We start from the raw sequence: 11,628 nt of genomic DNA, 5'->3' as shown, positions 1-11,628 counted from the left end.
CCTGGCCCGCGGTGATGTCGCCGAGGCTTCCGGTGTGTTGCCGCTGGCCGCCGTGGTCGGCAAGGCTGATGCAACACAGGTTCAGGTACACGGCAAGGCTTTTGATCTGGCCGCAGTCTCCAGAGATAACGTAGCCCGATTCAAGGTGAAATAGTGCAGGTCTGTCTTCCCATAGAGTCGGCTTTTCCAAAAGCGCGACGCTCCACTCAGGTTCAGGTCGCCTGGGCTTCCCGCATTGTGACTGTGGGTGGCGATGCGCCGGTCCGTGTTCAGTCCATGACCAACACCGACACGGTGGATGCGATAGGCACCGCCATTCAGGTCAAGGAGCTGGCGGTGGCGGGCTCCGAAATGGTACGCATCACGGTCAATACACCCGAGGCGGCTGAGGCCGTGCCCTACGTGCGTGAGCAACTGGACCGCATGGGCATTGATGTGCCGTTGATTGGCGACTTTCATTACAACGGCCACCGCTTGTTGACCGATTACCCCGCCTGTGCCGAAGCGTTGTCCAAATACCGGATCAACCCCGGCAATGTGGGCAAGGGCAACAAACACGACAGGCAGTTCGGCCAGATGATTGACGTCGCCATGCGATGGAACAAACCCGTGCGCATTGGGGTGAACTGGGGCAGTCTTGACCAGGAGTTGCTGGCCAGCTTGATGGACGACAACAGCAAGCGCGCCACGCCCTGGGACGCAAAACAGGTCATGTACGAAGCGCTGATCACCTCGGCGATCGATTCCGCCCAGCGTGCCGAGGAAATGGGCATGCAGCGCAACCAGATCATCCTGTCTTGCAAGGTCAGCGGCGTTCAGGACTTGCTGTCGGTTTACCGCGAGTTGGCCAAACGCAGCGATTACGCGCTTCACCTTGGCCTGACCGAGGCCGGCATGGGAACCAAGGGGACGGTGGCCTCTGCAACGGCGCTGTCCATCTTGTTGCAGGAAGGCATTGGCGATACCATTCGCGTGTCACTGACACCCCAGCCCGGTGAGGCCCGTACCCAGGAGGTGGTGGTCGCTTCCGAAATTCTCCAGGCACTGGGCTTGCGCAACTTTGTACCCAGCGTCACGGCGTGCCCCGGGTGTGGACGCACGACAAGCACCACCTTTCAGGAACTGGCCAAGCAGATCGACGACTTTCTGCGTGCCCAGATGCCGGTCTGGCGTGAGCAATATCCGGGCGTTGAAGGCCTCAAGGTCGCTGTGATGGGTTGCATCGTCAATGGTCCGGGTGAAAGCAAGCATGCCGACATTGGCATCAGCCTGCCTGGCTCCGGTGAAGCACCGGTTGCACCGGTGTTTATTGATGGCGAAAAAAGACTGACCTTGCGCGGCGAGAACATTGCCCAGGAGTTTCAGGTCATCGTTGAAAACTACATTGAAAAACGCTTTGGCACGCAGACTGCTGCTGAAGTCGCCTAATACTGACGAATCCATGTTTGAAAAAATGACTGCCAGCCAGGCAGAGAAACTGCCTTCGTCCAAAGCGGAAAAACTGACTGCTGTCAAAGGCATGAACGACATTTTGCCGCCGGACTCGGCACGATGGGAATGGCTTGAGGGCAAGGTACGCTTCCTGATGGAGCGCTATGCCTACCGCAACATCCGTACGCCCATTTTGGAGCACACCCAGCTGTTTGTGCGGGGCATTGGCGAGGTCACCGACATCGTCGAAAAGGAAATGTATTCCTTCGAAGACCGTTCGGACAAGCATGGCGATCACGATCACCTGACCATGCGGCCCGAAAATACCGCCAGTGTGGTGCGTGCGGTGACTGAACATAATTTGCTTTATGACGGTGGCAAGCGTCTCTATTACATGGGGCCCATGTTTCGCCGTGAACGCCCGCAGCGTGGCCGTTACCGCCAGTTTCACCAAATTGGTGCCGAAGCGCTGGGCTTTGCCGGTCCCGAGGTGGATGCGGAGCTTATTTTGCTCGCAGCCGCGCTGTGGAAGGAGTTGGGCCTCACCGATTGGCGTCTCGAAATCAACAGCCTGGGCCAGCCCGACGAGCGTGCCCAGCACCGTGCTCAACTTATCGCCCATTTCGAACAGCATGCAGATGCACTGGACGAGGAAGCGCGCAGGCGGCTGCACAGCAACCCGCTGCGTATTCTGGATACCAAAAATCCAGCCATGAAGGCTGTGGTTGAAAGCGCGCCCCGACTGATCGACTTTCTGGGCCCCCAGTCGCTGGCGCATTTTGAGGGTCTCAAAGCCATTCTCGACGCCAACCACATTTCCTGGACGCTCAACCACCGCCTGGTACGCGGGCTCGACTACTACAACCTCACGGTATTCGAATTTGTGACCGATCGGCTGGGCGCACAAGGCACCATTTGCGCCGGTGGCCGCTATGACTACCTGATTGAGCAGATGGGGGGCAAAGCGGCACCCGCTGTGGGATGGGCCTTGGGGGTCGAGCGTGTGCTGGAGCTCATCAAGGAGCAGGGCAAGTCGATTCCAGTCCCGGTACCAGATGCCTATGCGGTGATTCCCGATGCGTCAGCCTTGCCGGTCGTTTTGCAAACGCTGCAGGCTTTGCGTGCAGCGGGGGTGAGTGTGCAAATGCATGCCGGCGCCAGCGCCGATGGCATGGGCAGCATGAAATCGCAATTCAAGCGGGCCGATGGCAGCGGTGCAAAGTATGCGCTGATTTTTGGCGCCACTGAACTGGCCCAGGGCAGCGTTGCCGTCAAACCTTTGCGGGGTGGAGCGCTTGAGGGGGCGCAGGTCCAAATGCTCCAGCCGCTGAACGATGTGGACGCGTGGGCTCAGAGCCTGCGCGCTTAAGTCGGCACTCGAGCACCCGCCCAAGCGCTCGTTAGCGCCCTCTACAATCAACCCAACTCAATTCGCGCCGTTATCGGGCAGAACCAGCAGAATTTTTATGGCAAAACACCTCGATTTGGAAGAACAGGAACAGCTTGACGAGCTCAAGCACTTCTGGAAGCAGTACGGCAACCTCATTACATGGTCCCTGATTGCGGTATTAAGCGCCTTTGCTGCCTGGAACGGCTACCAGTATTGGCAGCGGAATCAGGCCGCGCAGGCGGCCGTGATGTATGAGGAGGTTGAGCGTGCCTTGCAGTCGGGCGACTCGGCAAGGGTTGACCGCTCACTGGCTGACATGAAAGACCGTTTCGGTCGCACCACGTACGCCCAGCAAGCGGGTCTGCTGGCAGCCAGGGCCCATTACGACAAAGGTAATGTAGAGGCTTCCCGCGCTGCGTTGAATTGGGTCGCAGAGAAATCTTCGGACGAAGGCTATCAGGCCATTGCCAAATTGCGCCTTGCCGGACTCTTGCTGGACAAGAAGGCTTATGACGAGGCCTTGCAGCAAGTCTCCGGTAACTTTCCGAAGGATTTTGCTGCGCTTGCAGCTGACCGGCGCGGTGACATCCTGGCGGCCCAAGGAAAAAAGAGTGAAGCCACGGCGGAATATGAAAAAGCCTACAAAGGCCTTGACGAGCGCGTCGAGTACCGACGCCTGGTGGAGGTCAAACTCAATGCGCTGGGCGTTGACCCCACTGCAGGCCAGGCCCAGTTGACAGCTGCAGCATCCACGGCTGGGGCAAATAAATGAATAATCAGTCTTTCAGGCCTCTAACCCTTGCTGTTCGTGCACCAGTTGCTATTTTTATTGCAGCGGTTTTGAGCGGCTGCTTCGGTGGCGTGAGCAAGCCCCAACCTGCAGAACTGCAGCCTGCGGCGGCCTTGGTATCGGCCCGTCAAAGCTGGAATACCCGCATTGGGCCCGTGAATTTTCCGCTGGAAGTGACGGTTTCCGGTAATAGCGTGGCAGTTGCGAGTGGCGACGGAACCGTAGCCTTGCTGGAAGCCGCTACGGGTCGAGACATCTGGCGCACGGCCCTCAACACGCCGATCGCTGCAGGCGCCGGGAGTGACGGAAAAGTTGTGGCGGTGGTGACGAAAGGCAACGAAGTCGTCGCGCTGCAGGACGGCCGTGAACTTTGGCGTCAGAAACTTGGCGCCCAGGCCTTTACCGCGCCTTTGGTTGCCGGGGCCCGGGTGTTCGTGCTGGCAGCCGATCGCTCCGTCAATGCTTTTGACGGGCAGACGGGCCGCAAGCTGTGGGCTCAGCAGCGTCCCAATGAACCGTTGGTGCTGCGTCAGTCTGGCGTGATGCTGGCTGTCGGTGATACCCTGGTGGTGGGCCTGTCCGGCCGACTGGCGGGTTTCAACCCGTCCAGCGGCAGTATTCGATGGGAGGCCCCGATTGCCTCACCACGCGGAGTCAACGATGTGGAGCGGCTGGTTGACCTGGTCGGCCGGGTCAGCCGGGTCGGCGATACAGTGTGCGCGCGGGCTTTTCAGTCCAGCATAGGCTGCGTTGACGCCGTTCGCGGCAGCTTGCTCTGGGCCAAGCCCGCCAGCGGCATTCAAGGCATAGACGGTGATGACCGCTTGCTGTTCGGTACCGAAGCCGACGGGACGGTCATGGCCTGGCGACGCAGCGACGGCGAGCGGGTCTGGTCGACAGATCGCTTGCGCTACCGGAGTCTGACGGCACCGCTGGTGGCCGGGCGCTCGATCGCTATCGGTGATTTCACCGGTTTTATTCACCTGTTGTCGCGTGAAGACGGCTCGCTGCTCAACCGCTTGCCAACCGACGGATCTGCCATCTCTGCATCCCCTGTACTCGCGGGAAATACGCTTATTGCGGTTACCCACAACGGCGGCGTTTACGGCTTCAAGCCTGAATAAGCGCGCCTCACCAGAAACCTAATTGATGAAACCTGTAATTGCGTTAGTCGGCCGCCCGAACGTGGGCAAATCGACAATTTTTAACCGGCTGACCAAGACGCGGGATGCGATCGTGGCCGATTTTGCCGGGTTGACACGGGACCGTCATTACGGCATTGGCAATCTGGGACTCCACGAGTACATCGTCATCGACACCGGTGGTTTCGAGCCTGATGCCATCAGCGGCATTTACAAGGAAATGGCCAAGCAGACCCGGCAAGCGGTCGCGGAAGCTGACGTCGTTGTCTTTGTGGTGGATGCCCGAGCCGGTATCAGCGCCCAGGACCATGACATCGCCAAGTACCTGCGCAAGCTTGGCAAACCGACGGTGCTGACGGCGAACAAGGCGGAGGGCATGACGGAGGGCGGTCGGTTTTCCGAATTTTTTGAACTTGGCTTGGGTGAGGTGTTGCCAGTGTCCGCATCCCATGGGCAAGGCATGCGCATGCTGGTGGATCTGGCGCTGGCTCCCCTTCAGTTGCCAGACCCCGGCGACGAAGTTGAGCCCCAAGACCCTTCTGTCATCAAACTGGCGGTTGCGGGTCGCCCCAACGTGGGCAAGTCCACGCTGATCAATACCTGGCTGGGAGAAGAGCGGCTGGTAGCCTTTGATTTGCCCGGCACCACCCGCGATGCGATTTCAGTCCCTTTCGAGCATGCCGGGCAAAAGTTCGAGTTGATTGATACGGCCGGGTTGCGTCGCAAGGGCAAGGTTTTCGAGGCGATCGAGAAGTTTTCCGTGGTCAAGACCTTGCAGGCGATTGAAAGCGCGAACGTGGTCCTGCTGCTGTTGGACGCGACGCAAGGCGTGACGGATCAGGACGCGCATATCGCGGGCTACATTCTTGAAAGTGGCCGGGCGGTGGTGTTGGCCATCAACAAGTCAGATGCGGTAGATGCTTACCAGCGTGAACTCCTGGAGCGCTCGATTGAAACCCGTTTGGGTTTCCTGAAATTCGCGGCGATTCATCGGATATCGGCCACCAAGCGCCAAGGCCTGGCCCCCGTGTGGAAATCCATTGTTCAGGCGCACGCATCGGCCAACCGCAAGATGTCCACGCCAGTGCTGACACGCCTGCTGCTGGAAGCCGTGCAGTTTCAGCAACCCCAGCGTTCGGGAATCTTCCGGCCCAAGATGCGTTATGCGCATCAGGGCGGCATGAATCCACCCATCATCATCATTCACGGCAACTCGCTGGAACATGTCACCGAGGCGTACAAGCGCTTCCTCGAAGGGCGGTTTCGCAAGGAGTTCGACTTGGTTGGCACGCCGCTGCGCATCCAGATGAAAACCTCGCAGAATCCCTTTTCTGGCAAGGAATAGACCGAGGACCACAGGCTGTATAGATGGGCTGTGGTAAGGTCAAGGTCTCTTAACTTTTGAACACGGAAAATATCGTGAGTACTAACAAAAGTCAACTATTGCAGGATCCATTTCTCAACACATTACGTCGCGAGCATGTTCCTGTTTCCATTTATCTCGTCAATGGGATTAAATTGCAGGGCCAGATCGAGTCTTTTGACCAGTATGTGGTTTTGCTTCGCAACACGGTGACCCAAATGGTCTACAAGCATGCGATTTCCACCATTGTTCCTGGTCGCGCGGTGAGTTTTTCAACCGGCGAGACTGAAGAAAGTCCTTTAAACTGAGCTCGTACGATGTACCTGTGAAATCACGCCCGCTTGCCCTGCTGGTGGGGGTGGACTTGGGTTTTCCGAATTTCGATGGCGATCTGCAGGAGCTGGGCTTACTGGCGCAGACCGCGGGTCTGGAACCGGTTGCCCGCGTGACATGCAAACGCAAGGCACCCGATGCAGCGTTGTTCATCGGTACTGGAAAAGCCGACGAGATCAAAATGCTGGCTCTTGACACGGGGGCCACCGAGGTGCTTTTCGATCAGTCGCTCAGCCCGGCGCAGCAACGCAACCTGGAGCGCCACCTGGAGCTTCCCGTCAATGACCGGACCTTGCTGATACTGGAGATTTTTGGTCAGCGGGCGCGCAGCCACGAAGGCAAGCTGCAGGTCGAGTTGGCTCGGCTCCAGTACATGTCAACCCGTCTGGTGCGCCGCTGGTCGCACCTTGAACGTCAAACCGGGGGCGCAGGTGTGCGTGGCGGTCCTGGCGAGAAGCAGATTGAACTCGATAAACGCATGATTGGCGAAGCCATCAAGCGGACCAAAGAGCGCCTGGGTAAAGTCAAGAAGCAGCGACAAACGCAGCGCAAACAGCGGGAGCGGCGCAATTCGTTCACGATTTCACTGGTTGGCTACACCAATGCGGGGAAATCAACGTTATTCAATGCATTGGTAAAGGCCCGTGCTTATGCGGCCGATCAGCTGTTTGCCACGCTTGACACCACGACAAGACAACTTTACCTTGGTGAGGCTGCCCGCTCCGTTTCGCTCTCTGACACGGTGGGTTTTATCCGGGATTTGCCGCACGGGCTGATCGATGCATTCGCAGCCACGCTGCAGGAAGCGGTTGATGCGGATCTGCTGCTGCATGTTGTCGATGGCTCGAACCCTGACTATCTGGAGCAAATTGAGCAAGTTCAGCGCGTCCTCGCCGAGATTGGCGCTGCTGAGGTGCCGCAGATTCTGGTGTTCAACAAACTCGATGCCATCGACAAAGGCAGCCTGCCTTTGCAGCTGTGTGACAGGTTCGAATTGAGGGGGGCATTGGATGGCTCAAGCCGAAGCGTGGAGCGGGTATTTGTGAGCGCTCAGACGGGGGAGGGACTGCCGCAATTGCGTGCGCTTCTATCCACCCATGCGACGAGTTTGCTGGCAGGGTAAATCCCCAAATAACAGAGGGCGTTGCCTGCGGTGCCTGGTGTAACAATTTCATTAGGCACAATGGCGCGGTACTGAAAAAATACTGTATCAAAAAAAGTGAGTTTGATCCCATGAATCTGAATCCCGTGCTGCAGACGTTGACGGCCTTGCCAAGCCAGCTGAAACAACGCGCCCAAGGCATGTTTAACCTCAATGATCCGCGCTGGGGCCGGGACGATGACAAATCGTCGTCCGGGGAATCCAAGCCAGAAGAGCCTCGCGAGGAAAAGCAGCCGCCAAGGCAGGTCAATCGTCCCCAGGGCCAGGGCCCTAATCAGGGGCCACCTGATCTGGACGAACTCTGGCGTGATTTCAACCGCAAGCTGGGCGGCCTGTTTGGGGGGGGCAAAAAAGGCGGGGGTCAAGGTCCTAACTGGGGCGGCGTCGGAGGCGGCGGCAGCGGTGGCGGATTCCAGCCTGACATGAAAAGCGCGGGCATCGGTGTTGGGCTGATCGCCGGTGTGGTTGGGCTGATCTGGCTGGGTACGGGCTTCTTCATTGTCCAAGAGGGCCAGCAGGCTGTGATTACCCAGTTCGGCAAGTACCAATCGACGGTCGGTGCCGGTTTTAACTGGCGTCTGCCCTATCCGGTACAGCGCCACGAAATTGTGGTGGTGACCCAGATTCGCTCGGTCGACGTGGGCCGTGATGTCGTGATCAAGGCGACCGGCCTGCGCGATTCGGCCATGCTCACCGAAGACGAGAACATCGTCGAGATCAAGTTTGCCGTTCAATACCGTCTGAGCGATGCGCGTGCCTACCTGTTTGAGAGCAAGGATCCCGCGAGCGCGGTGGTCCAGGCGGCAGAAACTGCCGTGCGTGAGGTGGTCGGGAAAATGAAGATGGACATGGCGCTGGCCGAGGAGCGCGACCAGATCGGGCCACGTGTTCGCGTGCTCATGCAGACCATCCTGGACCGCTACAAGGTTGGCGTGGAAGTCGTGGCCATCAATCTTCAACAAAGCGGTGTGCGCCCGCCCGAGCAGGTGCAGGCGGCATTTGATGATGTGCTCAAGGCGGGTCAGGAGCGTGAGCGCGCCAAGAACGATGCCCAGGCTTACGCCAATGATGTAATTCCGCGTGCGGTGGGTTCGGCTTCGCGCCTGAAAGAGGAATCTGATGCCTACAAGGCGCGTATCGTGGCGCAGGCGGAAGGTGATGCGCAACGTTTCCGCTCGGTATTGGTCGAGTACCAGAAAGCGCCGCAGGTCACGCGTGACCGCATGTACACCGACGCCATGCAGCAGGTCTACACCAACGTGACCAAGGTGCTGGTGGAATCACGCCAGGGCTCCAACTTGCTGTACCTGCCGATTGATAAAATCATGCAGATGTCCGCGCAGGGTGGCGGGGCGGCGGGTGCCGATTCATCGGTGATCCCGGGCAGCGGTGCAGTGTCTTCCGGAACTGTGCCGTCCCAGCCTGCCAGTAGCTTACCTCTTGATGCCCGTGTGCGTGATGCATCCCGCACACGCGACCGTGAAACCCGCTAAGGAAGAAAAAAGTGAATAGAGTTGGACTTATCGTTTCTTCGTTCCTGGTGGCCCTGGCGCTGCTGAGTTCTACGCTGTTTGTGGTTGATCAGCGGCAGTTTGGCGTGGTGTACGCATTGGGCCAGATCAAGGAAGTAATCACCGAACCGGGCCTCAATTTCAAGTTGCCTCCGCCATTCCAGAACGTTTCTTATATTGACAAGCGCCTGCTGACGCTGGACAGCACTGACGCAGAACCCATGCTGACGGCCGAAAAGCAGCGCGTTGTCATCGACTGGTATGTGCGCTGGCGCATTTCCAATCCGTCTGAATACATTCGTAACGTGGGCCTGGACGAGCGTGCCGGCGCCAACCAGCTCAATCGGGTGGTCCGCAACGCCTTTCAGGAAGAGATCAACAAGCGCACCGTGAAAGACCTGCTGTCGCTCAAGCGCGAGGCGCTCATGGCCGACGTGAAAGCCGAAGTACTGCAGGTAGTCCGTGGCGCCAAGCCTTGGGGCGTCGATGTGATTGATGTGCGCATCACCCGTGTCGACTATGTGGAGGCCATCACCGAATCGGTTTACCGCCGCATGGAGGCCGAGCGCAAACGGGTGGCCAACGAGTTGCGATCGACGGGTGCCGCCGAAGGTGAAAAAATCCGTGCAGATGCCGACAGGCAGCGCGAAGTGACCATTGCCAATGCCTACCGGGACGCCCAGAAGATCAAGGGTGAGGGCGATGCCGAGGCGGCCCGTACCTATGCCGAATCGTTTGGCCGGGATCCGCAATTTGCGCAGTTCTATCGCAGCCTCGATGCCTACAAGGCGAGTTTTGGCAAGAAAAGCGACGTGATGGTGATTGATCAGTCATCCGACTTTTTCAAGGCCATGCGCGGCTCCGGCGGCAGCGCCACGGCGCCTGCAAAAAAATAAACGTCCCTGAACGGCACCACCTTCTGGCCAGCACTGGCTCGGATACTCCGGTTTGTTGGGGTGTTGTCGTTCTTCTCACCTGCGGGATGGAGACGGATGTTTGAACAGATGCTTCGCCTGAGCGACGGGGCGTTTCGTTTTTTCTGACACTGGCGCACACAGGCCAAGTCTGGCGCCTGAATTTGCGTCTGACTTCCCTCTGCTGATGCGACCGGGTCAAAAAGCGGCTCCAAGCCCGGTAAAATCCGTCTTTTAACAGCCTCCGAGAAAATCACAATGCCCGCCTGGTCATCATCATGGCAATTGCCCGATCAAATTGCCGATGTCCTGCCTTCAGAGGCGCGTCACATCGAAGAGCTGCGCCGTCTTTTTCTGGATACGGCGCGCAGCTACGGCTATGAGCTGGTCATGCCGCCTTTGCTGGAGCATTTGGAGTCCTTGCTCACAGGGACGGGCGAAGCGCTGGATTTGCAGACCTTCAAACTGGTGGACCAGTTGTCAGGGCGTACCCTGGGCTTGCGTGCCGACACGACGCCCCAGGTCGCCCGCATTGATGCACACCTGCTCAACCGCAGCGGTGTGGCCCGTCTGTGCTACTGCGGGCCCGTTCTGCATACCCGCGCCGAACGTCCGCATGCCACTCGGGAGCCTTTGCAGTTTGGCGCAGAAATTTACGGCCATGCCGGGCTTGAAGCCGATCTTGAAGCGCAGTCGCTCGCGTTAGAGGGCCTGAGAGCGGCCGGTGTGACTGAATTGTCGGTCGACATGGCGGATGTTCGCATCGTCAACAGCCTGCTTGCCGGCGCGCGCATCAGTGCCTCGACCATGGCGCTTATTCACGCCGCGCTCGCGGCCAAGGATGCCAGTGAACTCCACAGCCTCACCGCCAGTCTGGATGGCGGCATTTCTTTGGCCGCGCGAGAAGGCCTGAAAGCCTTGCTGCAGCTTTACGGTGACGAGCAAGTCCTGGTTGAGGCCGAAAAAGTCCTGCCGCCCCTGCCGGGTGTGCAGGATTCGCTACAAAATCTGAAGTGGCTGGCCTCCCACATCTCGCATCGGGGGGATGTCAAGGTCAGCTTTGATCTGGCCGACCTGCGCGGCTACGCCTATTACAGCGGTATCGGCTTTGCCATCTACGGCCAGGGTGCCGAGCTGGCGCGTGGCGGCCGTTACGACGAGGTGGGTGCCGTGTTTGGCCGCAACCGGCCGGCCGCAGGTTTCAGCCTGGATTTGAAGGAGCTCGTCCGCGTGCTGCCACCCCGGCCCTTGCGGGCCGCCATTTGCGCGCCTTGGGGCGAGGATGCCGGACTGCGCGCCGCCATCGCCCGCCTGCGCGCCAACGGCGAGACTGTCGTTTGTGTGCTGCCCGGACACGAGCATGAGCTCAGTGAGTTTGACTGCGACCGCGAGTTGATAGCGGCTGCGGGGCACTGGGTACTTCAGCCCTTGACGCAAGCGGCATGAAAATCCTGACAAAAAGCACCAAGAAGAGCCCGGCGCCAAGTCGGCTTTATCCCATCGAATCCTAACGAGAAAATTGAAGATGACAAACAAATCAAGCGCAGCCGCTGGCCGCAATGTTGTGGTCGTGGGCACCCAGTGGGGCGACG

General features: G+C 58.9%; 12 protein-coding genes. All 12 read left to right on the top strand.

The features are described 5' to 3' along the window. The first annotated feature begins 1 nt into the window (after position 1). The 12 genes from Q8K05_RS03940 (at position 2) to Q8K05_RS03885 (ending at position 11,482) form a co-directional block, all read left to right on the top strand. A complete protein-coding gene (locus Q8K05_RS03940; RefSeq protein ID WP_370868767.1) occupies positions 2 to 154 on the top strand; it encodes a RodZ domain-containing protein in 153 nt (50 codons plus the stop codon). After that, positions 154 to 1,428: a flavodoxin-dependent (E)-4-hydroxy-3-methylbut-2-enyl-diphosphate synthase gene (gene ispG / locus Q8K05_RS03935; protein ID WP_305245218.1), complete on the top strand. Its 1,275-nt coding sequence runs from the start codon at positions 154 to 156 to the stop codon at positions 1,426 to 1,428. Before Q8K05_RS03940 ends, ispG begins: the two co-directional genes overlap by 1 nt. Positions 1,429 to 1,441: 13 nt before the next feature. Further along, positions 1,442 to 2,800 (top strand): histidine--tRNA ligase, encoded by a 1,359-nt coding sequence (gene hisS, locus Q8K05_RS03930; protein WP_305245217.1) that lies wholly within the window; start codon positions 1,442 to 1,444, stop codon positions 2,798 to 2,800. 97 nt (positions 2,801 to 2,897) lie between these two features. Continuing rightward, positions 2,898 to 3,593, top strand: a complete 696-nt coding sequence (locus Q8K05_RS03925; RefSeq protein WP_305245216.1) for a tetratricopeptide repeat protein — start codon at positions 2,898 to 2,900, stop codon at positions 3,591 to 3,593. Further along, positions 3,590 to 4,735 (top strand): outer membrane protein assembly factor BamB, encoded by a 1,146-nt coding sequence (bamB, locus tag Q8K05_RS03920; protein WP_305245215.1) that lies wholly within the window; start codon positions 3,590 to 3,592, stop codon positions 4,733 to 4,735. The genes Q8K05_RS03925 and bamB overlap by 4 nt, the downstream gene beginning before the upstream one ends. A gap of 25 nt (positions 4,736 to 4,760) precedes the next feature. Next, complete coding sequence (der, locus tag Q8K05_RS03915; protein ID WP_305245214.1) at positions 4,761 to 6,098, top strand: ribosome biogenesis GTPase Der; 1,338 nt, start codon at positions 4,761 to 4,763, stop codon at positions 6,096 to 6,098. A 56-nt stretch (positions 6,099 to 6,154) separates the two neighbouring features. Next, positions 6,155 to 6,424, top strand: coding sequence for an RNA chaperone Hfq (hfq, locus tag Q8K05_RS03910; protein WP_305245213.1), 270 nt, complete (start codon positions 6,155 to 6,157; stop codon positions 6,422 to 6,424). Between the two features lie 17 nt (positions 6,425 to 6,441). Continuing rightward, complete coding sequence (hflX, locus tag Q8K05_RS03905) at positions 6,442 to 7,572, top strand: GTPase HflX (RefSeq protein ID WP_305245212.1); 1,131 nt, start codon at positions 6,442 to 6,444, stop codon at positions 7,570 to 7,572. A 110-nt stretch (positions 7,573 to 7,682) separates the two neighbouring features. Continuing rightward, positions 7,683 to 9,104 (top strand): FtsH protease activity modulator HflK, encoded by a 1,422-nt coding sequence (gene hflK / locus Q8K05_RS03900; protein WP_305245211.1) that lies wholly within the window; start codon positions 7,683 to 7,685, stop codon positions 9,102 to 9,104. Between the two features lie 11 nt (positions 9,105 to 9,115). Next, positions 9,116 to 10,018 carry a protease modulator HflC gene (gene hflC, locus Q8K05_RS03895; RefSeq protein ID WP_305245210.1) on the top strand — a complete coding sequence of 301 codons (903 nt, stop codon included), beginning with the start codon at positions 9,116 to 9,118 and terminating at the stop codon, positions 10,016 to 10,018. Positions 10,019 to 10,024: 6 nt separating this feature from the next. After that, a complete protein-coding gene (locus tag Q8K05_RS03890; RefSeq protein WP_305245219.1) occupies positions 10,025 to 10,165 on the top strand; it encodes a DUF2065 family protein in 141 nt (46 codons plus the stop codon). Between the two features lie 129 nt (positions 10,166 to 10,294). Continuing rightward, a complete protein-coding gene (locus tag Q8K05_RS03885; protein ID WP_305245209.1) occupies positions 10,295 to 11,482 on the top strand; it encodes an ATP phosphoribosyltransferase regulatory subunit in 1,188 nt (395 codons plus the stop codon). Positions 11,483 to 11,628 lie beyond the last annotated feature (146 nt).

This window comes from Polaromonas sp. (assembly GCF_030682935.1).
GTDB lineage: Bacteria > Pseudomonadota > Gammaproteobacteria > Burkholderiales > Burkholderiaceae_C > Polaromonas.
Note: the sequence above shows the minus strand (reverse complement) of the source record. Positions and strands in the feature narration are given on the sequence as shown.

Excerpts from the sequence above, each read along its gene's own strand:
- hisS (WP_305245217.1), top strand. The coding sequence starts at position 1,442 with ATGTTTGAAAAAATGACTGCCAGCCAGGCAGAGAAACTGCCTTCGTCC.
- Q8K05_RS03925 (WP_305245216.1), top strand. The coding sequence starts at position 2,898 with ATGGCAAAACACCTCGATTTGGAAGAACAGGAACAGCTTGACGAGCTC.
- bamB (WP_305245215.1), top strand. The coding sequence starts at position 3,590 with ATGAATAATCAGTCTTTCAGGCCTCTAACCCTTGCTGTTCGTGCACCA.
- der (WP_305245214.1), top strand. The coding sequence starts at position 4,761 with ATGAAACCTGTAATTGCGTTAGTCGGCCGCCCGAACGTGGGCAAATCG.
- hflK (WP_305245211.1), top strand. The coding sequence starts at position 7,683 with ATGAATCTGAATCCCGTGCTGCAGACGTTGACGGCCTTGCCAAGCCAG.
- Q8K05_RS03885 (WP_305245209.1), top strand. The coding sequence starts at position 10,295 with ATGCCCGCCTGGTCATCATCATGGCAATTGCCCGATCAAATTGCCGAT.